The sequence below is a fragment of the Paenibacillus sp. 1781tsa1 genome, assembly GCF_024159265.1.
In the GTDB taxonomy this organism is placed as follows: Bacteria; Bacillota; Bacilli; order Paenibacillales; family Paenibacillaceae; genus Paenibacillus.
In genome coordinates, this window is the sequence record NZ_JAMYWY010000001.1 from 4,960,788 (window position 1) to 4,985,228 (window position 24,441).

At 48.1% G+C, this 24,441-nt stretch carries 18 protein-coding genes; 1 reads left to right on the top strand and 17 read right to left on the bottom strand.

All coding sequences use genetic code 11. The features are described from left to right. Positions 1–21: 21 nt before the first annotated feature. The 3 genes from addA to NKT06_RS22415 all read right to left on the bottom strand — a co-directional run bounded on the left by addA (position 22) and on the right by NKT06_RS22415 (position 9,539). Positions 22–4,437, bottom strand: coding sequence for a helicase-exonuclease AddAB subunit AddA (gene addA, locus NKT06_RS22405; RefSeq protein ID WP_253439412.1), 4,416 nt, complete (start codon positions 4,435–4,437; stop codon positions 22–24). Then, positions 4,434–7,937 (bottom strand): helicase-exonuclease AddAB subunit AddB, encoded by a 3,504-nt coding sequence (addB, locus tag NKT06_RS22410; protein WP_253439414.1) that lies wholly within the window; start codon positions 7,935–7,937, stop codon positions 4,434–4,436. The genes addA and addB overlap by 4 nt, the downstream gene beginning before the upstream one ends. A gap of 225 nt (positions 7,938–8,162) precedes the next feature. Then, positions 8,163–9,539 (bottom strand): class I SAM-dependent rRNA methyltransferase, encoded by a 1,377-nt coding sequence (locus NKT06_RS22415; protein WP_253439416.1) that lies wholly within the window; start codon positions 9,537–9,539, stop codon positions 8,163–8,165. A 694-nt stretch (positions 9,540–10,233) separates the two neighbouring features. On the opposite strand from NKT06_RS22415, the gene NKT06_RS22420 reads away from it, so the two are divergent. Beyond that, positions 10,234–11,235 (top strand): Na/Pi cotransporter family protein, encoded by a 1,002-nt coding sequence (locus NKT06_RS22420; RefSeq protein ID WP_253439418.1) that lies wholly within the window; start codon positions 10,234–10,236, stop codon positions 11,233–11,235. Between the two features lie 61 nt (positions 11,236–11,296). Here NKT06_RS22420 and NKT06_RS22425 read toward each other — a convergent pair whose 3' ends face one another. The 14 genes from NKT06_RS22425 to hemW form a co-directional block, all read right to left on the bottom strand. Continuing rightward, positions 11,297–11,731 (bottom strand): NUDIX hydrolase, encoded by a 435-nt coding sequence (locus NKT06_RS22425; RefSeq protein ID WP_062835514.1) that lies wholly within the window; start codon positions 11,729–11,731, stop codon positions 11,297–11,299. A gap of 113 nt (positions 11,732–11,844) precedes the next feature. Further along, positions 11,845–13,191: a tRNA (N(6)-L-threonylcarbamoyladenosine(37)-C(2))-methylthiotransferase MtaB gene (gene mtaB / locus NKT06_RS22430; protein WP_253439420.1), complete on the bottom strand. Its 1,347-nt coding sequence runs from the start codon at positions 13,189–13,191 to the stop codon at positions 11,845–11,847. A gap of 2 nt (positions 13,192–13,193) precedes the next feature. Next, a complete protein-coding gene (locus NKT06_RS22435) occupies positions 13,194–13,958 on the bottom strand; it encodes a 16S rRNA (uracil(1498)-N(3))-methyltransferase (protein WP_124115969.1) in 765 nt (254 codons plus the stop codon). 138 nt (positions 13,959–14,096) lie between these two features. Continuing rightward, positions 14,097–14,777 (bottom strand): site-2 protease family protein, encoded by a 681-nt coding sequence (locus NKT06_RS22440; RefSeq protein ID WP_253439422.1) that lies wholly within the window; start codon positions 14,775–14,777, stop codon positions 14,097–14,099. Positions 14,778–14,780: 3 nt separating this feature from the next. Then, complete coding sequence (gene prmA / locus NKT06_RS22445; RefSeq protein ID WP_253439424.1) at positions 14,781–15,746, bottom strand: 50S ribosomal protein L11 methyltransferase; 966 nt, start codon at positions 15,744–15,746, stop codon at positions 14,781–14,783. Positions 15,747–15,936: 190 nt separating this feature from the next. Then, a complete protein-coding gene (locus NKT06_RS22450) occupies positions 15,937–16,329 on the bottom strand; it encodes a hypothetical protein (protein WP_253439426.1) in 393 nt (130 codons plus the stop codon). Further along, a complete protein-coding gene (locus NKT06_RS22455; protein WP_017687220.1) occupies positions 16,322–16,501 on the bottom strand; it encodes a YfhD family protein in 180 nt (59 codons plus the stop codon). The genes NKT06_RS22450 and NKT06_RS22455 overlap by 8 nt, the downstream gene beginning before the upstream one ends. A 222-nt stretch (positions 16,502–16,723) precedes the next feature. Next, positions 16,724–17,092, bottom strand: coding sequence for a hypothetical protein (locus NKT06_RS22460; protein WP_017687219.1), 369 nt, complete (start codon positions 17,090–17,092; stop codon positions 16,724–16,726). Between the two features lie 241 nt (positions 17,093–17,333). Beyond that, positions 17,334–18,458, bottom strand: a complete 1,125-nt coding sequence (gene dnaJ / locus NKT06_RS22465) for a molecular chaperone DnaJ (protein ID WP_062835521.1) — start codon at positions 18,456–18,458, stop codon at positions 17,334–17,336. 129 nt (positions 18,459–18,587) lie between these two features. After that, on the bottom strand, positions 18,588–20,432 hold the full coding sequence (dnaK, locus tag NKT06_RS22470) for a molecular chaperone DnaK (protein WP_253439428.1): 1,845 nt from the start codon (positions 20,430–20,432) through the stop codon (positions 18,588–18,590). A gap of 161 nt (positions 20,433–20,593) precedes the next feature. After that, the gene (grpE, locus tag NKT06_RS22475) at positions 20,594–21,157 is read right to left on the bottom strand and encodes a nucleotide exchange factor GrpE (protein WP_124115966.1); all 564 of its coding nucleotides are present in this window, start codon (positions 21,155–21,157) and stop codon (positions 20,594–20,596) included. Between the two features lie 44 nt (positions 21,158–21,201). Next, positions 21,202–22,233 carry a heat-inducible transcriptional repressor HrcA gene (hrcA, locus tag NKT06_RS22480; protein WP_036615092.1) on the bottom strand — a complete coding sequence of 344 codons (1,032 nt, stop codon included), beginning with the start codon at positions 22,231–22,233 and terminating at the stop codon, positions 21,202–21,204. A gap of 256 nt (positions 22,234–22,489) precedes the next feature. Continuing rightward, complete coding sequence (locus NKT06_RS22485; protein ID WP_017687214.1) at positions 22,490–22,960, bottom strand: N-acetyltransferase; 471 nt, start codon at positions 22,958–22,960, stop codon at positions 22,490–22,492. 118 nt (positions 22,961–23,078) lie between these two features. Next, the gene (hemW, locus tag NKT06_RS22490) at positions 23,079–24,263 is read right to left on the bottom strand and encodes a radical SAM family heme chaperone HemW (RefSeq protein ID WP_253439430.1); all 1,185 of its coding nucleotides are present in this window, start codon (positions 24,261–24,263) and stop codon (positions 23,079–23,081) included. Positions 24,264–24,441 lie beyond the last annotated feature (178 nt).

Sequence of the window (24,441 nt, forward strand, 5' to 3'; positions counted from 1 at the left end):
TCTGATTCCGATCAGGTTCTTTTACAGTTTCACTGCATGTCCACCATCAAAAAAGTACAGCCATTTCCGGTCAACTTTCCGACCTAATATATCTTCAATCGCCCGTCCATACAGATCCAGCTGGAAGCGATAATTTTTGGTGAGTTCATCCAAACCACCACGATGCTCCAACACCCGATCCGTCTTGTAATCAAGCAAGACAAGCTCGCCGTTCACCTCATACAAACAGTCAATAATCCCCTGTACAAGCACGGTTTCATTTTCAATCGTTGCCTTCATTTTGTTATCTATATTTAGTGCCTGCATATCTGAGTTCGATGCCCGCTCATGTAACCATTCCACAGGAGACTGATGTGCCGGAAGTCCATATACAAAAGGGATCTCCCGTTTTACCCACTCTGCACGCAATAATTCTTCCCCTGGTTCTGTATTGAAAAATCCGGTCAGTTCTTCGGGTTCGATCGCCTCAACATGATGGGGCAGCAGAATCTGAAGCTTAATCAACCGCTCAATTGTCTGTTCAACAAGCTGTGAGTCAACGGTTGTTGATCCATCCACAGGAAGATGCTGCATCAACGTATGATACACGTTCCCCCGTTCTGCCCCTGTCAGTTGTTTCTCTCCCATAAATTTGGGACGACGCAGATGTAATTTGAATGATGTACCCGCAGATCCCGTATCCGAAACGTTCATCGTACCGGTTGAATCTGAGCCTGATCCAGTCTCCTGCTCGTTAAGTTCACTGGATGTGCCACGTTGTTCATAACCTGCCTCATCCTTGATGTTATTGATTCCTGGGTTGTTGTGAGCCAATAATTTCTCGGACTGTTCTCCCAGTTCCTCCATCACCTCTACGGACTGGATATCCTGCATCGCAAGTAACGTTTTCAACTCCGTGACAGATGTACTGGCTGCCACTTGAGTTGCTGCTTCATAGGGATATGTCCATGAAAGCCGTTGATCCACCTCGTGAATTAGCCGTGTCTCCTCTTGTTGAAGAGCTACTGTATCTGCATCTGCAATGTTTTGGTTCGCTGTATCTTGTGCACTCTTCGCCAGCTCTTCTACAGTTGAGGATGTAACCAATTTCACGGGCTGAACCGCTTTTAGCGCAGCAATTCGTTCTTTCCGCACCACAGTCATCCCGTCTTCTTCACCGAGTGTCTGATCCACCACATGGTCACGGGACACATGATCGGCGGAAATAATAGAAATCGCCCATCGTGATTGATCATCTGCAAGACAGGCTGAGAACGAATCATGACTTCCAGCAAGTTCACGCAACACAGCCGCATCTGGATGTCTCATCAGGGATGGTCCAATCCAGTCCAGGTAACTCCGTCCTGCTGCAAGCAGATAATCTGGCAATGCCAGTTCAGGACTATCCTTGACCTGAGACCATGCCAGCGCTTTTTTCGCGGCATCTTTTACAGTACCTAGCAGAATCATTTTCTCTTTGGGACGGGTCAACGCAACGTACAACACACGCATCTCTTCAGCAAGCAATTCAAATTGCGCACGACGACGAATCGCCAGATTGGCTAGTGTAGGATAGGCAACCCGGTTCTCACGATCCACAAACCTCGGACCAAATCCCAGTTCCTTATGCATTAGAAACGGTGCGTTCAGATCCTGCTGATTGAACATCTTGGATATGCCTCCGACAAAGACAATCGGAAACTCCAGACCCTTACTCCGGTGAATCGTCATGATACGTACAGCGTTGTCCTGCTCACCGGAACTACCCGCTACAGTCCCCAGGTCTCCCCCGTTTTCCCGCAGTCTGGAGACATAGGTCAGGAAACGGAATAAACCGCGATTTGCAGTTGATTCCTCATATTGTCGTGCGCGATCGTACAATGCCTTAAGATTACTTTGACGTTGCAATCCTCCGGGAAGACCACCAACCCAGTCTAAATACCCGGTTTCTCGGTACATACGCCAAATCAGTTCACTCAGACTGCCTTGTCTTGCCTCAAGTCTCCACTGCTGCAATTGACGCAAAAAGCGAATTAACTTTTGCTGCAACGCCGCGCCTGAGATCTCCGTTATACCCATATCCTCGCTTGCATGTCCAGTAAAACCAGCATCTTGAATTCCTTCTGTATGCACATCGAATTCATATCCATCATCCAGGATCTCTGCCTCGACAGAAGCGGCTGTCTCCCGCTGTCCCTCTTCCATCTCTGACCAGGCTTCCGGCCACTGCAACTGGACGATATTGGAATCAGGATGATTTTCCTGCCGGGATTGTTTTACAGCATTAGTGGAAGAATCGCCCCATTCTCCAGCAGCCGATATAACTGCATCATAGAATGACTGTCTTTTGTCACCGAGCCGAATCTGTGCCAGTTCTTCTTCATCCAGTCCAACAATCGGGGAACGAAGCACGGAAGCGAGCGGAATATCCTGCCTTGGATTATCAACAAGCTGAAGCAGAGACACCATGATTTCCACTTCTGTAGCCTGGAAGTAACCCTTGCTCTGTTCTCCTCCAGCAGGAATTCCCTGCTGTCTGAATTCCTCAATCATGAGCGGAGCCCACATCAAGGTCGAACGCAACAAGATGACCATGTCACCGTAACGTGCCGGGCGCATCGTTTGCAGGGCTTTGTCATATACATGGAGGGCAGGTTTGTCCGTATCCCCAACCATCTCACGAATACGCCTTGCGATCGCCCGTGCTTCCAACTGGGCTGTTTCAAGTTCGGCACTCTCCAGTTCTGCGGAGACCGATGCATCCCCATTCTCATCCGTACTCTCTGTCAGATCAGGACCACCGCCCTGACGATCGATCAGCATAAGTTCAGGTGTATACGCCTCATCACCTAGCGTTTCTGACGGGAACGTAGCCCCATATGCCAGTTGAGCTCGTTCATCGTAAGCAATCTCTGCCACACCTTCGTTCATGAGTTGCCGGAATATCATATTGACTGAATGCACGACTTCCGCACGACTGCGGAAATTCCGCGCAAGATCAATACGTTGGCCTGTCCGACTCAGGCGATCTTCAACACTTCCATCCTCACGCATGCTCGCTCCATACTGGCGATACTTGTTCATAAATAGACCCGGCTCAGCCAACCGGAAACGATAGATACTCTGTTTGACATCACCGACCATGAATCGGTTACCCGGGTTTTCTCTGGAGATCAGTTTCACGATATCTTCCTGAACTGTATTGGTATCCTGATATTCATCAAGCAACACTTCATCGAATCGCGAACGGTACTCCATAGCCGCATCGGAAGGCATCGACAGTTCAGGCGTTGAATCCTCATGTCGCAAAATGTGAAGACAGTAATGCTCCAGATCACTGAAGTCAACTTGCCCACGTTCCTGTTTGGCCTGTCGATAACGTTCTCCAAATGTACTAACCAACCTCGCCAACTCCTGCATGAGTGGTGCCGCCTGCTCCAGTTCCTGCCAGAACGAAAACGCACTTCTTCCAAACAATGAGCCTTTCAGATCGGAAACTGCCTTTTTCGCAGCCTCACGGAGTTCCTTCACCTGATCCTGTAAGGCCGGGTCTGTCTGATCTTTTTTGCAGGGTTTCAGTTTGCCAAATGTAGCGGGTTGAAACACTTCGGGCAACCTTTCCCATGGCATGACCTCCACCGCAGACAACAGCTCTTCCACCATCACCAGATCTTCTTTTAACGTATCTGCATAAGGTGCCGGACCTTCAGGCTGCATGGAAATATGGATGCCTTGACGGAGCAGTCCTGCTGCACCACTTAAAGCAAGAGCCGCATCACGCAAAATACTCTGAACCCACGCTGAATGTCCAAGTGCCTCCACGCTTTCCACCTGAAAAGCGGATGCCATCTCTGAGAGCCAATGATCCGGCCAGGAATGACTGCGGGAGAAATCATACAAGCGTTGCACCAGTCGATGCATGGCATCATCATTTCGTTCTCCACTGAACCAGTCCACCAATTCGCGGAATGTACTGCCTTCATCTTCTTCGCCATACTTTTCCTCAAATAGTTCTTCAAGCAGTTCTTGCCGCATGATTTCCGCTTCATTTTCATTCAGGATACGAAAAGCCGGGTTCAACGGAATTTGCTGATAATAACGGCGAATGACTTCCATACAGAATGAATGCAGCGTTGTAATCGATGCCCGTCCAAGCAGCGACAGCTGCTTACGCAGATGCTCTTCTCCAGGCTGCTCTTCAAGCGCACGTTCCAGCGCTTCCCGAATCCGTTGTTTCATCTCGGCAGCGGCCGCTTTGGTAAATGTAGCTACAAGCAAGCGATCCACACTGAATCCTTGGGAGGGATCTGCGATCTTGCGAATAATTCGTTCAACCAGCACGGCTGTCTTGCCTGATCCCGCAGCTGCGGCAACCAGGATGTCTTCTCCGCTTTCCGAGATGGCACTCCACTGGTCATCACTCCAGAAGCTACCCTCCGGTTTTGGCATATTCGTCATGATGTTTCCCCTCCCTTGGTGTGAGATAACATATCCCAGATTTGCTGTTTGCCCGGTTTGGACAACAGGTTGTATTCATTTCCTTCTATATTCTCATCAAACTGACAAACAGGCTTATACGGACAGAACGTACACGCCACTTCCTGCTGAATGCGATAAGGCTCAATGGCCACATCCCCATCCGTAATCCGGGTACCAATCTCGCGGATATTACTGCGAACCGAAGCAAGCAGCGTATCCCATTGCTCTGGCGTAGCTACAGCGGCGCTGCTATAAAAGCTTCCGTCCGCCTTAAGGGCAACTGGAATAATCGCTGAATACCCCTTATCCAGGGTGTTGTCCATTTGAGCGATTGCGTCCCGATCCGCCAGCAGCAAACCTTTCATTTTGAACCGTTTCAGCAGTTCTTGTCCGGCTTGCTCCGATGTCATGCCGTTTGCGGATTGCAACAGCGGGTTATGCACATGGAAATACAACGTTCCTCCCGGCATCGCCGTTTCCCCAAGCCATTCTTCGGCAGCACTAAGCAGCACCTCCAGATAGGTGAGCATCTGCAATGACAGACCATAGTACACTTCATGCAGCTTGAGGTCCGTCTGGCTTGATTTATAGTCAATGACACGCAGGAGCAGACCATTCTCGCCTTCTGCCACATCCACACGGTCTATACGACCCACGATCTCCATCACACAGCCGTTCTCCAGTTCAAAACGCAGTGGTGGCAGTGTTTTATCCGGTCCAAAATCAAGCTCCAACCCAATTGGTTCAAAACTTCCCCGTCTCGATTGTTCCCCGAGAATAACGGATGCCCGACTAACAATGTCCTTCAATTTGCGGAAAATATAACCGTATCGCTTGGTGCTTAGCAAAATCTCTCCTTGCAGCTGTGGTGCAATCTGCTCCACGGTTTGCTCGGCTTCCTTGCGGCATTGGTCTGGGGTCAAGCTGCCCCAACTACGATTTTCTTCACGCAACCGCATAGCCAGCTGGCTTAACGCAGCATGAAACAGTTGTCCGATATCTGGAGCCTGAAGGCGGTACAATTGCCGTTCTTTGAGGCGCAACCCGTGCGAGGCAAAATGGGAAAATGGACAAGCTACGAACCGCTCCATTCGCGAGACACTCGTCCTTACCTCTGTGCCATACAGTCTGCGACTGGTGGCTGTACGTAGTGGCAATGCCCGATTACGATAAAAGATTGATCCCATCAACCGTTCCAGCTGAGGTCTGCTTGTCTCCTGAGATACATGCCAATTGTAGACCGCCCACCACATTTCAGGGATGTCTTCTCCGCGACGCCATTTACGCAATTGTCCAATGAGGGCAGACAGACTCTGACCCGGATGGGTGACATAAGACCAATGCGCTTCTTCCGAGTTCGAAACCGGTGGTTGAGCAAGCAATGGCTGTTCTTGTAGACCAAACATTTTCCGTACATGGCGGACAATCTCGGAAGGAAGCAGTGCTTTTCCCTCATCATCAGCAACCGGGTAACTCAGCCACAACTGGCTGCTTGCCGCTGTAAGTGCCGTATAGATCAGAAAACGTTCATCCAGCATCTGCCTTGTTGCACCTGGTCCAAGCGCCATGCCTCTTTCCGTCAGTATCGCTCTCTCCAGTTCCGTTAATACGCCGTCATCCTGAGGTACGGCGGGTAATTCACCATCAACTGCACCGAGGATAAATACATATTTGATGTCCTGAAGACGTGTACGGTCCATGGAACCAACCAATACCTGATCAAGTGCTGGTGGTACCAGACCCAGCTTCAGTTCCGTCAATCCGGTCTCAATCATCCCGGTAAACAGAGTGATATCCAACCGTTCATTCCCCATCATATCTACCATCTGATCCAATAAATCCAGCACAGCTCCCCACATCTGCCGATGTTCTCTCGACCGTTCAGGGTCACCTTGAGCCTTAGCTTCAGCAGACATATGTTCCAGCTTCCATGGGATTTCGGCATCTTCCAGCAGTCTGTATAGTGCCTCGCATTGGGCTTTGGCTGTCTTTGCCTTTTTCATTCGTTTCTCAAAAGCACCCAGAGAATCTGTAATGACTGTTCGGCAGCTCTCCATTAAAGAAAGCATTTGGTCCCGTCCTCGACTACGGCCATCCTGACCGTTGTCTTCCAGCGACAGGCTTGGTACATACTTCCACGGTTTGCCGTCAGTCCAGCGATACCCATGAATACCACAAGCCAGTACATAATTCTCAAGCTGGTCCATATCTTCACGAGTGATGGAACCATCACGCGGAAGCAGCAGATCCGTTTTGACACAGCGAAATACATCCTCATAACGCCAGTTGCGCCGAACAATATCCAGTGCGGAACGGATAAATTCGGATAATGGATGATGAAGCTCATTTCTTCTGCGGTCCAGAAAGACAGGTACGCCATAATCCCTGAATAACGGTTCAGCTATATCAGCGTAGGTATCCAGCTGACGAACAAGTACAGCCATATCCCGATAACGCGCACCTTCGTTTTGCGCCAGGCGCCGCATCTCACGAAGTGCTCCCTCCATCTCAGCTCGTCGGTTCTCCGCTGCAACCAGTCGGATTCCAGAATCATGACCATCATCTTTCCACCGAATTCGGCGGTCGAAACCAGCCTCCAGATGAGCAAGTCCCGGACGATCCTTGTATCTCGGTGGAATCTCCGAATCTAGCACGGTTATATCGCTCGGTATACCTAGTTCGTCAGCCATCCCTTTCAGGCGCGCATAGGCACTTGCCGTGGGATAGAACAGTTCCAGTTCTCCAGGCAGAGTCCCGTGATCATAAGGACGATCCAATGTCAGCGCAATGGTCACGGAAGAGGATTGCAACATCAGCCGGCCGATCACACTCATCTCCTGTGGCGTGAATCCCTGAAAACCATCAATCCAGATCTGAGCATCCTGCAGCAACGTACTTTCCGACAAACGCTCTGTCAGCTCGCTCAACGTATCTTCATCATCAATATATAAGTCAGTCAATTCCTGTTCATAGTCACGATATATCAGATTCAAGTCATGCAACTTGTCCTCCAGAATTGGTGAAGAGGATGAGGTATACCCTCCAGACAGCCCTTCTTCCAGCAATGATGGATCAACTTCATAACGTTTAAATTCACTATATAAGTCATTTAATTCCCCTATAAAACCCAGCTGGCTGCCGGATGCACCAAAGAGCTTCAATTCTTCCTTACGGCGCTGGATGACCTTGTAGAGCAGCATCTTTTTGCCTTCGGCTCCGATCGGAATACGAGCAGAACCGCCTGCTTCCTGCATTATGCGGTAAGCTAAACGGCGAAAACCGAGCACTTCTGCACGCATGGTACCTTTAATTACTCCAGAAGACACCAATGCCTGCTCTGTTCGAAAAGAACTCTGTTCGGGAACGAGTAAAATCAAAGGTTTACCTTGCGGCTCCTTTTGAAGCAGGGATGTAATTTCCCGGGTAATCAGCGAGCTTTTGCCGCTGCCTGCCCGGCCAATAACAAAACGAACGGACATGTCTAATCCTCCAAACCACACGTACAAGATTTTAATTTCCAGTATAACATATATGACTTGGTTCGGAACATACGTTTGCCATTATCCGGTAAAACCGGAGATTTTCTCCGTTAACACGGCAAAAAGCCCGCAGCTGTTCACACTGTGGACTTTTGACCGAAAGTATCATTCATATAAACGTTCACTTTATCTCACAAGAGATTAAAAAAGTGAAAAGAGATTCTTCTAATTCTTTTTACTGCGCACTTCGAAAATAGCAAATTTGAGGTAATGTCCTTCATCCACGCCCAGAATTTGTGGGTGGTCCTTACCGGCTGCCTTCCAGTCGATCAGACGAAGCACTTTGCCTGCATCTTCGGCGGCATCGGCAATCGTATCCAGGAAAAGGTCTGGACGCATGTGATACGAACAGCTGGCGGTTACCAAGTACCCGCCCTCATTGACCAGTTTCATTCCTTGCAGGTTGATATCCTTATATCCACGGCATGCACCTTTAACTGCTGATTTCGTTTTGGCAAATGCAGGAGGATCGAGGATGACGATATCAAATGTTTTACCGCCAGCTGCCAGCGCTTTGGAAGTATCCACTTTTTGTTCGCCAGCACGCGCACGTGCAGTACGTTCATCCAATCCTTTCACTTGTTCACGCAAGTACTGGAATGCATCAGCAACGACGAATTCGACCCGGTCGGTAAAACCGTTCAGCTCCACATTTGTTCGTGCACTCTCAATGGCATGCTCTGAAATATCGAGACAAGTCACTTTCTTGGCTCCATACTTGCAAGCATTCAACGTGAAGCTGCCCGTATGTGAGAAGCACTCCAATACGGTGGCACCATCCCAATAAGGGAATGTAACTACCTTACCGCTTTTATTCACTGGCAAGAGCTGCTCTGTGCCGTCCTGCTCGGTCGTTTGGAGTGTGATTCCACTCTTGTAGCCCCAACCCTTCATAAGCGGTTCAATCGCTGCACGATTCTCACGTTGGTCGAAGAAGTAACCTGTCTTCTGTCCTTCTACGATGTCCACTTTAATGAGTAGTCCATTCTCGGTAACGGTGACATGTCTTGGGCATTCGCCATATAGTGGACCTTTGGTCTGCTCCAAACCTTCCAGTTCACGAATTGAAACATCACTGCGCTCATATATGCCTTCCGGCTGCATTACTTCAATGAGTGCCTGTACGATGGCTTCACGGCAACGATCCATGCCAAGTGTAAGCAACTGTACAACGAGGATGCTGCCGAATCGGTCAACGATCAATCCTGGCAGAAAATCAGCTTCGCCGTAAACGAGACGGTACGCCTCTCCATCCTGGATAAAACGTTCCCGATGACGCAAGCAATCGCGAAAACGCGCTGCAAAGAACGCCGTATCCATCTGTTCAAACTCCAAGGGTTGATAAGATACGACCCTCACCGTGATCTGAGATGCGGGATTGTAATATCCTGTCGCCAGATAGCGACCTTGATGATTCAATACATTGACCAGATCTCCCGGCTCCGGATTTCCGTCAACAGAGGCAATTTCATTGTTAAATATCCATGGATGGGCATGTTCAAGCCGCTTTTTGCGACTGCGTTCGAGTGTAACTGATGGCAAGGTAGATCCACTTCCTTTAATTTAATAGTTCAAAAGATAGGTTTGGTGCGGCGCGTAGGTGGCGTTCCGGGTTCGAATCGATCTTCCGATCGCTGTTGTCTCCAGATTTTTTGATTCCCTTCTTATAGGGAAAATCCGGTGACAAAGGCGCACGCTTCGCTTCTTCAGATTCGATTTCGTCCCCTCCACTACGTTTGCACGAATCACCGTATCTTTCGAATTGGGGTGCGACAATTAGGTGGCGCTACGGCGACGAATTGTTCCTCTGATCGCTGTTGTCTCCAGATTTTTTGATTCCCTTCTTATAGGGAAAACCCGGTGACAAAGGCGCACGCTTCGCTTCTTCAGATTCGATTTCGTCCCCTCCACTACGCTTGCACGAAGCACCGTATCTTTCGAATTGGGGTGCGGCAATTGGATGACGCTACGGCGACGAATTGTTCCTCTGATCGCTGTTATCCCCAGATTTTTCGATTCCCTTTCTTTAAAGGGAAAATCCGGAGATAAAGGCGAGCGCTTCGCTTCTTCGGCAACAATTTCGTCTTCTTCGCTACGTTTACACGAATGACCGTATCTTTTAAATGAGGGGACGAATTTAGGTCGCTTCCCTCTGAATTCCTTTAGGCTTGTCATGGTTGTCTTTTCTTACTCATAGGATGAGTTAAGGAACCCGGACGGAAGGAATGATGTTTCTATGTTTAGAGATGTGATATTGCCCCTACTCTATGGGCTTATTATCTTTTTTGGTGGCATGAAGCTAATGGAAACGGCCTTGCAGCGTATGGCAGGGCCCATGTTGGCAGGTTGGCTCAATCGCGCCACCTCTGCCCCATGGAAAGGCATGGCCTTCAGTGCAGGTGCAACGGCCTTGTTACAGAGCAGTACGGCGGTCACCGTACTCACCATTGGACTGGCTAATGCCCGATTAATCACCTATGGACGCACGCTCGGCATCATCCTCGGTACCAACATCGGGACATGTCTGACGACGGAGCTGGTGGGACTGCAGATCGGACGTGCTTCCCTGCCATTGCTTGTCCTGTCGCTGACGGGCTGGGCCATGTTTGTTGTTCTTGGTGAACGTAATTTGGCTGCTCCTGAACACACGCGCCGGACTCTGTTTAACATCCAGTACAGCTTCCTAGCAACTGCGGGATTTGCACTTGTTATGACAGGCATTCAGGTGATGCAATCCATTGCCTTACCCTTAAGGAGCATGGGCGTATTTCAATGGTTTCTCGACCGCTCGGCCGACAGCTTGTGGTGGGGCTTCCTGGCAGGTGCCTGTCTGACAGCGCTCATTCACAGCAGCGCAGCTGTCATTAGCATGGCGATTACGCTCGCAGCCACAGGGGTATTACCTGTGGAGATCGGCATCGCCATTGTGATCGGGTCCAACGTGGGGACCTGCATCACCGCTGTGATCGCTGCCGCGGGCGGAGCATCCGCAGGCAAATTTGTCGCAGCCTCCCATGTTGTATTAAACATTGCGGGAGCGCTGCTCTTTATGCCGCTGATCGGCCAGCTGCATGCAGCTTCGGCCTGGCTGTCAGCGGACAACGGGGCACAGATTGCGCATGCCCAGACCCTTTTTAACATCACCAGTTCACTGCTTGCTTTGCCATTCTGTTACTTGCCAATCTGGCACAAAAAACCACCGGTCCACGCCCCTGCGGCGAAGTCACCCGTGGCTTGATGATCTGCCTATCAGACCCCCAGAGCGCGCGGCTAACTGACCAAGACTAGAACTAAGTTCGTTATACGTTAATGCCTAACTTGTTCAGTGCTACACGCAGGATATCATCGTTATTATCATATCCGCTCTGCTGCTGTCTGGACCATGCTTCTTCTGGAGCGTACCAATCCACACCCTTGATTTCTTCAATCTGAGGCTGCAGATCACCACTTTCGGCTTCAACGAGATAATAATGAACTTCCTTGTCCACGGGGCCAAACTCTGCATGTTGGTACGTATAAGCAATGATATCAACGGGCTCTACAATGCGACCCACCATGCCTGTCTCTTCCAAAATCTCGCGTAATGCCGTCTGTTCGATTGTTTCTCCATCTTCCATTTTGCCCTTGGCGAGAGTTGTTTTACCATAACGATCTACGATAAGCTGAATTTGAAGACGTCCGTCTTCCCCTGTTCTATAAACAACTCCGCCTGCTGAAATTTCTTTTTTGTTCATCGTGCTCTCCCCCATCGAATTCAATATCTTTATCTTATTTTTTGCAAAAGAAGGACCTCATCTCCCCGGGTAAGCTCCCCAAGGAAATGAAATCCTTGTTTCTGACGCCTCGATCACATCGCGGCGGACTTAAGATTCTCTTCCAACACCCGTACCAGCGTAGCCTGACTCTCGTTGACACCAGCTTCAACCACTTTGACTCGGCACACTTTACCGACCATATCCATGGTTCCGTCAAAGACCAGTTGAATGTAGTTGTCGCTATAACCGTGCAGCTTGCCACTTCCCTCGCGGCCCTTGGCTTCACCTTCGGGAATAACATCCAGTACCTGTCCGACAAACTGCTTAGCGTACTCCAGCTGCATCTGCTCAGACAAGTCAATCAGTTCATGCACACGTGCATTTTTGACCTCTTCGTCCACCTGATCTTCCATTCGTGCTGCTGGCGTACCCGTACGCTTGGAATAAGGGAATACATGCATTTCGGAGAAACCGATCTTCCGCATCAGCTCATAGCCATTACGATACATTTCATCGGTCTCACCCGGAAATCCAACAATAATGTCTGTCGTAATCGCCACATCCGGCATTGCTTCCCGAATGCGAAGCATCTTATTATAAAACTCTTCTGTCGTATATTTGCGGCGCATGCGTTTCAACACCGTATCATCCCCCGCTTGCAGCGGAATATGGAAGTGACGAACGAGTTTATCCGAACGTTTGATCACGTCGAGCATGCGGTCATCGATCTGGCTGGCTTCAATCGAGCTGATTCGAATACGCTCCAGCCCCTCTACCTTGTCCAGGTCCCACAGCAGATCGGTGAGATCATAATTCTCCATGTCATCGCCATACCCACCTGTATGAATACCCGTCAGAACAATCTCCTTGTATCCTGCGTGTACGAGTTGATGAGCCTGTTGAATAATGCTGTTTGCCTCACGGCTGCGTGAGAGACCCCGAGACCACGGAATAATGCAGAATGTACAGAAGTTATTGCAACCATCCTGAATCTTCAGGAATGCGCGGGTACGGTCAGCAAAATCCGGTACGTCCATTTCTTCAAATACACGGGTTTTCATAATATTACGTACCGCGTTAACCGGTTCACGGGACTCCTGAATTTCATTAATATATGGCAAAATCTTGTCACGGTCCTGTGTACCGATAACCAGATCCACCCCTGGGATATCCAGAATCTCTGCCGGAGAAGTCTGCGCGTAGCAGCCTGTAACGGCCACGATCGCATCCGGGTTGCGCCGAATAGCACGACGAATAATTTGACGGCTCTTTTTGTCGCCGGTATTGGTTACTGTACAAGTATTAATCAAGTATACATCCGCTGTCTGTTCATCAAAGTCCACTTGATCGTAACCTTCGTTTTTGAACAATTGCCAAATCGCCTCTGTATCATAGAAATTAACTTTGCAGCCTAAGGTGTAAAACGCCACGGATGGCATAATTACATTCCTCCCATTTCTCCGGATTCATATAGCACGCAAGTTAGTGCTGCCATTCCAGCTGTCTCAGCACGCAAAATGCGTTTGCCCAGTCCAACAGATACAGCACCTGCCTGATCAGCCTCTGCCGTCTCCTTCTCAGAAAATCCACCTTCCGGTCCAACAACGATCAGTACTTCTGCACTTGCATCAGGTGCAAGCTGCTCAACAAACGGTTTCAATGCATCTCTCAGCTGTTTACCGTTTTCTTTCTCATAACAATAACATACCAGGCTATAGCCCTCAAAAGAAGATAACAGCCCTTTCCAGGAAAGCGGCTGCTCGACGGATGGAATGCGATTCCGGTGACTCTGTTCGGCAGCTTCCTTGGCAATTTTCCGCCACCGTTCCAACCGTTTGCCTTCTTTCTTGGCATCATATTGCACAATTGTACGTTCTGATAGGAAGGGTACAAAAGATACCGCCCCGATCTCCGTACATCTCTGGATGACTGTTTCCATCTTGTCGCCCTTGGGCAAACTCTGTGCCACAGTTACTCGAATCCGTGCTTCACGGTCCATCTCGAGAGGTTCCACAATATTCGCTGTTACTTGGCCAACTTCAATGGTCTCAATTTCCACGAGTGCTTCTCTGGAGTTTCCGTCACTGACAATCAGTTTATCTCCAGGTTTACCACGCATGACCTTGCCGATATGGCGTGCATCATCACCTGTGATAATCACAGCGTGTTCATTAAACTGTTCTGCAGATACAAAATATCGCTGCATTAGTCAATCCACCCATTCTGTCCTGTTATGACTGGAATTCACCCCGCCTAATGACAGGCGTGAATCCAATCGCCACAGATGATCATACAACTTTTACGTGTTTCTGACCAGTATTCCGGTCCAATACCAGATGCACTTTTAGCGATATAATTCAATAATCAGACCTACCAGATCCATATACATGTTATTTGCAAATACATATAACGGTTGAATTGTTACAGCCTGCAATGGCGGGATAACCAGAATCAGCAGGAAAATAAAGATGGACCATTGTTCCACACCCTGCAGCTTGCGACTGAGGGGCCTTGGCAATACATCTTCAAGAATACGATAACCATCCAATGGCGGAAGAGGAATCAGATTAAACATAAACAGGAAAAAGTTCGTTATGCTGAACATAGGTAAAAACGTCATCAGGGCTGTAACCACTCGCTCATTCTCAATGTTGCCCAGTACACCTGATCCAAACAGACAACCATAGACAATGGCACCAATAATGGCGAGCAGCAGATTACTCAGAGGACCTACGACAGATACGATAGTCCCCATCAATCTCGGCTTGTCAAAATTCGCACGATTTACAGGAACTGGGCGCGCCCAACCGAAGCCTGCAATAACAAGCAGTAACACACCCAGCAGATCAAAGTGCACGACCGGATTCAGCGTAACTCTTCCAAGCAGCTTAGCTGTTGGATCACCAAATTTGTTGGCAAAATACGCATGTGAGAATTCATGCACCGTAAATGCGATCAGGATGGTCAGCAGGAAGAATGGTAATTGATCAATCGGAAGGCGAAAGAACCGTTCCAGGAAGTCCATACGTTACCCCTTTCTGGCTACATACGCCAGCCAATCCTCATCACGGTGGATCGCACTCACTTCAAACCCGGAGGCTACCAGTGCATCATGTACAACCTGCTCTTTGTTCTTCCAAATGCCTGACACAATATAGGTGCCACCAGACTCAAGCGCATTATACACATCGTCCACGAACAACAAAATGATCTCAGCCAGAATGTTTGCCACAACAACCTTAACCGGCAGTTGCACACCAAGCGCAGGGTCCTGACTTCCGAGGACGGACAACAGATCACTTTCTTTAACCGTAATTTGTTGCTCCAGCCCATTCAGTTCCACATTCTCCCTGGCACTGATTACCGCAACCGGATCAAGATCGAGCGCTAGCACATGTTTTGCCCCGAGTTTAATCGCGCCTATAGCCAAGATACCAGAACCTGTACCTACATCAATGACTTCCTCGCCGCCCTGAATAACCGTTTCCAGTGTGCGCAAGCAGAGGGAGGTCGTTGGATGTGTTCCTGTACCAAAGGCCATGCCTGGATCAAGCTCAATGATTTTCTCATCCGGACTTTCTGGCGTATACTCTTCCCACGTTGGTTTAATCGTCAGACGTTCCGATACACGTACCGGCTTGAAATATTGCTTCCAAGCTGTTGCCCAGTCATTTTCATCCACTGTACGCGTCTCATAACGAACCTCACCTGTATCAATTCCGAATTCAGAGAGTTCCTCAATTCTCGGATGAACTTCTGACTGTAGTGCAACCATATCCGTACCTTCGGAGAAGTACCCTTTGATGACCGCAAAGCCTTCCGGAATATCATTCAAAGGAACGTCGTATAACTCACCATATGTTGTGTCCCGTTTTTTATTTAAAGTACCGGACTCTTCAATCGAAACCCCTCCAGCACCCGCTTCATGTAAAAAATTCGAAATCATCTCCACAGCTTCTTCTGTGGTATGTATTGTTAGTTCATGCCATAACATACTCGGTTTTTCCTCCTCATTTTTCAAACATCCCAACTATTGTACTACACAAGCGAGCCGGAGTACAAAGCCGCACCAGTAAAAGAAAAACAAAACAGGATATCCGCAGTCTGACTGCTCGAATATCCTGTCGTCTAATCAACCATATCTGTTTCATTTACTTCAGCATTTTGCAACATTCGAATCTCATTTAGCAAAAACGTCCACCATTCTGCGTGATCATCTCTGCGGCTTGCGGGAGCGAATCGTTGGATACGGACACGGTCAGCAAAATTTCTTGTTTTAACCTGTTTGCCGATTTCTCTTCGGGTGTATCGTACACCTGACCATTGGACAGCATTTCGGTTTCATCACTAATCAGAGCAAGTACATTCAGTTCACCACTGAATCCGCCGACTATGGCTGTAGGAGAATTATCAGAGCCCGTAACATCGTGTGAGTCCAATGCAGACTCTTCATTGCCAAGGCTCTCGATACTTAATTGGTTCGGGTGCAACAATTCCAAGGCTCTGCGTGCAGACTCGGCCTCAGTCCAGCTTGTAAAAACAGCTTCGAGGGTCACTGCCGAGCGATCTTCAGTCATGAAGCTCCCGTCCCTGACGTCGATCAGCCGCTTCACTGCGGCGTAATGCTTCTATATCTTCATGATCCGCAGCTTCAGCGCTGAATTCCACGTCTTCATTTTTAGCGGATTGCATCCGTTTCATCTTTTCCGTTTTCGTTAGAATCTTGCCTGGACGTTCATGTTCTGCCATTGTAATGCTCCTCCTTCAAATTAAAATGAACCAATACGTGTTACACTGTAACACTCCGATTGTAGTCCCATCCTCCGATCGCTGTTATCCCCAGATTTTTTTTAACTCCCTTCTTCAAAGGGAAAATCCGTTGATAAAGGCGAACGCTTCGCTTCTTCAGATTGGTTCTACACTCTCCGTTAAAGTGTAATTATCTGTCCATCTTATATAAATTTCCTGAAACTAGATCATTCCACCGGCTTGTTCGATTATGGACATGGCGCGGTGATGTACCGATTCATCTACGATGACAGTAAGTAATACATCCCTTCCTGTAGGTCCACCTTGTCCACCATCACTCATGCCGCTTGCAGAAGGGTCCGCCGCAGCCATGATTCCAGCACTGGCATTTGTTTGCATCGAATCGGGCACCCATGATGAAAAACTGCCGGAAACGCCCGGCTTGTAGGAAGCCCCGCTTGGTCCTACACCCGCATATCGGCTGAATCGATTAATGGACAGGTCCTCCACTCGCAATGCCTCCAGTTTTTTGGCTGCCCCTTGAGCCTGCTCCGGGCTGTGAAAATACGCCAAAATATTTTTCTCGGTCATCCGCTTCACCTGCTTCCCTAATTTCTCGCATATCAGCTATGCATATCATTCTCGCCATGCTATCTTTCCGCAAGACCGCTCAGAATATACCGAAAAGCTCCCACAAATTGCTTTCGTTCTTCGTAGCATATATCCATGGATTTTGCCAAAACCACTGAACCACTAAAAAAAGACGTACAAAAAAGGACACCCTGCGGTAAAAACCGCTGTGGTGTCCTTATGGACTTGCTATATGTTATTCTCAGTCGCCGCGAAAGGCGCGTTTCACTCGATCAAAGAAAGATTGTTCATGCTCATGTGTTTGCTCTCCATCCAGCGCAGCAATTTGGCGAAGCAGATCTTTCTGCTCGTCATTCAACTTACTAGGTGTAACTACAACCACTTTCACATGTTGATCCCCTTGCCCCATACCGCGCAGGCGTGGTACGCCTTTGCCTTTGAGACGGAAATACGTTCCTGTTTGTGTACCGGCTGGTACTTTCAACTTCACTTTCTCAGTCAATGTTGGGATCTCAACCTCATCTCCCAGAGCTGCCTGAGCAAAGGTAAGTGGGATTTCGCAGTAAATATCGTCCCCTTCACGCTCGAAGAAATCATGTGATTTCACGCGAATGACAATATACAAATCTCCCGCTGGTCCGCCACGCAGGCCTCCCTCGCCCTCACCTGTCATACGCAGTTGCGCGCCGTCATCTACACCCGCTGGAATGCGAACATGGATTTTGCGTTGCTTACGGACTTTACCGCTACCACTGCACGTTGTACATTTTTCTTTGATAATTTGGCCCGAACCACTACAGTTCGAACATGCACGACGATTAACCATACGACCAAACGGTGTATTTTGCACGACTTCCTGCTGACCGCTACCTTGGCAGACCGAGCAGGTTTCCGGTTTCGTTCCAGGTTTGGCACCTGAGCCATGACAGGTATCACAGCCTTCGGTACGCGGAATCGTAATATCGGTTTCTTTACCGAATACGGCTTCCTTGAACTCGATCGTCATTGTGTACTGCAGATCATTTCCCCGTTGCGGAGCATTTGGATCACGTCGTCCACCGCCACCGCCGCCAAAGAACATGTCGAAGATGTCGCCAAATCCGCCGCCGCCAAAATCACCGCCACCACCGAATCCACCTTGATTCGGATCGACATGACCATATTGATCATATTGTGCACGCTTCTGACCGTCACTCACTACGTCGTAAGCTTCTTTAACTTCTTTAAATTTAGCTTCCGCATCAGCAGCCTTGTTTACGTCAGGGTGATACTGACGGGCAAGCTTACGGTAAGCCTTTTTAATCTCATCGTCGTTAGCCGTTTTACTAACGCCAAGCACCTCATAATAATCACGCTTTTCAGCCACTCTTCCACCCCCATATCATTCACCTTATCGCACATCGTGACAAAAGGAAAGCCAAAGCACGGGAGCCCCGGCTATGACTTTCCCTCTAATTCGAACGTCACCGATGTTTAATTCGCGTAGAACTACGAATTAGTTTTGTTTTTTATCTTCATCCACAACTTCGTAATCAGCGTCTACGACGTTATCACGTTTAGCGGAACCTTGTTGCTCTTCAGCACCTTGTGCTTCTTGCTCTTGTGCCTGAGCTTGCTCATACAGTTTCACGGACAGTTGTTGAACGATCTCTGTCAGTTTTTCTGTAGCAGCTTTGATATCTTCCAGGTTGTCGGAAGCCAGAACGCCTTGCAGTTTTTCTTTGGCAGCATTCGCTTTTTCAACTTCGCCAGCATCTGCTTTTTCGCCAAGATCTTTGATCGTTTTGTCAACAGAGTAGATCAATTGATCTGCACTGTTTTTCGCTTCAACGAGTTCTCTGCGTTTTTTATCTTCTTCAGCGTGCAACTCAGCATCTTTCATCATTTGCTCAACTTCAGCATCGCTCAAACCGCTGGAAGAAGTGATTGTGATTTTTTGAGTTTTGTTCGTACCTTTATCTGTTGCAGATACGTTAACGATACCGTTGGCATCAATATCGAAGCTAACTTCGATCTGTGGAACACCACGTGGAGCTGGTGGAATATCACCCAACATGAAACGTCCAAGCGATTTGTTACCCGCTGCCATCTCACGCTCACCTTGCAGAACATGAATCTCAACGCTTGGTTGATTGTCTGCATACGTGGAGAATACTTGAGATTTGCTTGTAGGGATCGTTGTGTTACGCTCGATCATTTTTGTGAATACGCCGCCTGCTGTTTCGATACCCAGGGACAATGGAGTTACGTCGAGCAATACAACGTCTTTCACGTCACCTGTCAGTACGCCCGCTTGTACAGCAGCACCCAAAGCTACAACTTCATCCGGGTTAACGCCTTTGTGAGGCTCTTTACCCGTCAGTTTTTTGATTGCTTCTTGAACTGCAGGAATACGTGTGGAACCACCAACCAATACGATCTTGTCGATATCGTTAGCTGTCATACCCGCATCGCTCAATGCACGACGAGTTGGTTCAAGCGTACGCTCAACCAGACCTGCTGAGATTTCTTCAAATTTCGCACGGCTCAGGTTCAACTCCAAATGCTGAGGAACGCCATCAGCAACCGTGATGAACGGCAAGGAGATCGTAGTAGTCAATACGCCGGAGAGTTCTTTTTTCGCTTTTTCCGCTGCATCTTTCAAACGTTGAACCGCTGCTTTATCTTTACTCAAGTCAATGCCTTGATCTTTTTTGAATTCACTTACGAGATAATCAATGATCACTTGGTCAAAGTCATCCCCGCCCAGTTGGTTGTCCCCGCTAGTTGCTTTAACTTCGAAGAAGCCGTCACCCAGTTCAAGAATGGATACGTCGAACGTACCGCCACCCAGGTCATATACGAGAATCGTTTGGTCTTCGGATTTCTCCATACCGTAAGCCAAAGCTGCTGCTGTAGGCTCGTTGACGATACGCAGAACTTCCAAACCTGCAATTTTACCCGCATCTTTAGTCGCTTGACGCTGACTGTCATTGAAGTAAGCTGGTACTGTGATAACGGCTTGAGTTACCGTTTGGCCCAGATAAGCTTCAGCATCAGTTTTCAATTTTTGCAGGATGATTGCAGAGATCTCTTGTGCAGAGTAGTCTTTGCCATCGATTGTTTCCTTGTGGGAGGTACCCATGTGACGTTTGATCGACATGATGGTACGATCCGGATTGGTGATCGCTTGACGTTTTGCTGTTTCACCAACAACGCGCTCTCCATCTTTTTTGAAACCAACTACGGATGGAGTTGTACGTGCGCCCTCCGGATTTGGAATTACGACAGCCTCGCCGCCTTCCATTACTGCTACGCATGAGTTTGTTGTTCCTAAGTCAATACCAATTACTTTGCTCATCCGAAAATTTCCTCCCTCAACAATTTAAAATGAATGGGTCTGATCTGACCCTTATTTAGATGTTCATGTTGCTAATCTTGCTCTATGTGTACAAACCTTTATATTAAACTTCGCCCACATTGTTCAACCAAGGAGCCGACTCATACCTTCCTATAAGGAAATTATGAGCTGACTTTAACCATAGCTGGACGAAGCACTTTATCTTTCAGCATGTAGCCTTTTTGGACTTCCTCAACAACGATACCTTCTTCGTACTCGTCGCTCTCCACTTGCATAATGGCTTGGTGGAATTCAGGATTGAACGGTTGTCCTACCGATTCCATCGCTGTCAGACCTTCATTATTCATCACGGTTTCCAATTGACGGAAAATCATTTGGATGCCCTTGGAGAAAGATTCGACCTCTGCTCCTTCCGGTACAGTAGCCATGGCGCGCTCGAAGTTATCAATAACCGGTACCAGTTCGGTGACCAGCTTCATCGAAGCATATTTAGCCAATTCTTCTTTTTCCTTCTGCGTACGACGACGGAAGTTGTCAAAATCAGCCTGTGCACGGACATAACGCTGCTGTTGCTCCTCAGCTTCTGCCTTCAGACGTGCAAGCTCATCCTGCTCCTGATCAGCGATCTCTTCAGCTTGTGCTTCTGCAGCGCCAGCTTCATTAATAGGCTCCTGCTCAGCTGTTGTTACCTCTTGTTCTTCTGTAAATGATTGCTCCTCTTTCAAGATGTTCACCTCCTTATACGAATGAAATGGTTCATTCCCGAATCTTATTTGAACCGATGCGTCAGCATCGCCGTCAAGTCACGGGATAGTGTATTTAAAATATGAATGACACGTGCATAATCCATCCGCGTGGGTCCTAGAATACCAATCGAACCCAAAGCCTCACCGTCCAATGAATAGGAGGCTGTAATCAGGCTGCAGTTGGCAAAGGCTTCATGATCATTCTCAGTGCCAATTCGCACTTGAATACCAGATCCACCCGGCACGGGCATCATCAATTTCATGAGTGTTGGTGTCTCTTCCAGCAGGTCAAGGATATCTTTTACCTTTTCAATATCTTTAAACTCCGGTTGAGTCAACATATTGGTGGCACCACTGAGGAACAGACGATTATCATGTTCGTTATCAAAGGCACTGTTCAGCACCTGCATTACTTCCTCATAACGTGTAATATGCCGCTCCATCTCTTGCCCAAGTTCGGTATAAAGACGGGATTTCAATTTGTAGATGGGTACGCCCACAAGCTTGGTATTTAACAAGCGAACCACATTTTCCATCTCGGCTACCGAGATTTCTGGTGGAATCTGCACCGTCTTGTTCTCCACCTGACCTGTATTAGTCACAATGATTGCCACAGCTTCACTCTCGTTCAGCGGAAGCAATTGGAAGTGACGAAGGGACGTATGGAATACTTCAGGCCCAAGCAGGATCGAAGTATAATTCGTCATATGTGACAAAATATTGGATGCATGCTGAATAACTTGTTCCATGACGTTAAGCTTTTCAGCGAAGAACGACTTCAGATCATCCAACTCCTGAGGCTCCACCTGATTCCAGGGAACCAAATGATCGACATAATATCGATAGCCTTTATGGGATGGAATGCGTCCAGCCGATGTATGCGGCTGTTCCAGAAAGCCCATATCTTCAAGGTCCGCCATTTCATTACGGATCGTCGCCGGACTGTATCCAACATCTCCCCTTTTGGAAATGCTCCGGGACCCTACGGGCTCAGCTGAACGGATATAGTCATCCACTATAGCGTTCAGAATCATTCGTTGACGCTCTGTTAACATGGTGAGTATTCCCTCCTTCTGACTGTACTGTCCCATGTCGTTAGCACTCCGGTTAGATGAGTGCTAAGCGGTAATACAAAAATACCAAACTGACGTGAACATTGTCAAGTGAGTTTGATGAGTGGGCTCATCTATTTATAGTATAGACCAATGTTGACGAGTCCTAACAAACTTTATTGAACATACTTTGAAGTAAAAAAGGACTGCATGTAGGGCAGAGGCTGACTCGGCTCGATCCATGCAGTCCATTCAGTTGTTAGGCTGAAACGTTAAGCTCTTTCAATACCGCGATCTCATCACAACAATCCTGCTTGCTGCAGTGAACACAGTCGGTCCATACTTTCTCGGGGAAAATCTCTTTTTCCACCACGGCAAAGCCGTTTTTGAGGAAGAAGGATACTTCATATGTCAACGCCATCACCTTAGGAATCTGTTGTTTCTCCGCCTCTTCTACCAGTCGATCCAACAATCGGGAGCCAATACCAAGCCCTTTGTGCCCTTCCGAGATACCGAGTGATCTGACTTCTACCAAATCATTCCCCAGACGACAAAGCGATCCGCAACCCACCACTTCACCATCAACTTCGGCTACAACAAAGTGCTCCAGCTGCCGGTGCAGTATTTCACGTGATCGCGGAAGCATGATCCCACGCTCTGCATAGCCCTTAATCATTTCATACAGTGGTTCAACATCTTCCGGCACGGCTTTTCTGCATATTACCGACATCCTGCTCTCCTCCTATTACCAAGCTTTCCAGAGGAAAGCTGACTTCGTAGTTGTTAAATTAACACGCTCTGTAAAATCAATATGAATAAATATACAACAAAGCGTATAGAATTTCAAGCTACGAATTCAGCGATATGGATCCGATAAACTCCGCAAAAACGTCATTTCCGAACAGGATACCCTGCTCGCTCAGTCGGAAGCCGTCTGCCGTCCGCTCAAGCAACCCTGCGTTCAACATTTTGCCCAAAGGCTTCGCAAACACTTCTTCCATGGACTCTCCGAACTGTTCGCTAAATCGTGAGGCTGAAGCCCCCTCCAACATTCTCAGTCCAACCATCAGATAATCTTCCATAGCCTCCGGGCGAGCAATCTCAAAATGATCCAGACGAGGCAGCCCTGCTCGTGAAGCTTCAACATAAGGATTTATACCTTTAATATTCATATGCCGTTCGCGGCCTACATATCCATGTGCACCTGCACCCAGACCGTAGTAGTCCTCATTGCGCCAGTACGTAATATTGTGACGACTCTCGAAGCCCGGCTTGGCAAAGTTACTGATCTCGTATTGTCCATAGCCCGCTTCTTTCATACGCTTCATTAATAGAAGATACATCTCCAGCTCATCATCCTCATGCGGAAGAGGGAGTTGGTTCTTCTGATACAGTGTATGGAAAAGGGTATTCTCTTCCACTTTCAGGCTGTAGATGGAGTAATGCGGTAGATCCAGTTCCAGCGCTTTGTCGATACTCTCATTCAACATCTCTACAGTCTGGTTCGGCAACCCGAACATCAGGTCAATGGACAGATTAGTCAGTCCCGCTTTTCGAGCGTTCTCCAGACTCCGATATACATCATCCGTATTATGAATACGGCCAATGCCTGTGAGCAGGTCATTCTGAAAAGCCTGCACGCCAAAGCTGACACGGTTTACGCCGCCTTCTTTCATTGCAGCGAGCTTCTCCGCATCTGTTGTTCCCGGGTTCGCTTCCATTGAAAATTCAATATCGTCGGCCCAATTGGGGAAATACGTCTTCACAGAACGAAGAAATACGGCCATCTCATCCGGTTTCAGAGCTGTTGGCGTACCACCACCAACAAATATGGTCTTGATCTCACCCGGTGGATTGGCCTTAACTGTATGTTCCATCTCCCGTTCCAGCGCTTCGAGATATTGCATCACGGGCTGATCTTTCAGAACGTAGGAGTTAAAGTCGCAATAAAAACACTTATTCGTGCAAAAGGGAATGTGAAGATACACCGCTTGGGGCGCACCTGTCTTCCGGCTGTGTGCTGCCAATGTCATGGCAAGTCCCCCTCTATTTGAAAAAAGGAAAGCCATCCGGCTTCCCTTTCAGCTTAGTTATTTAATATTCTGTGTTGTAACCATGTTGCAAGCCTACAATTCAATTTCGATACACACTTTCTGTGATGTACCCGAAACAAAATATCGTTTATCCTTTCATACACAAATTATTGATGTA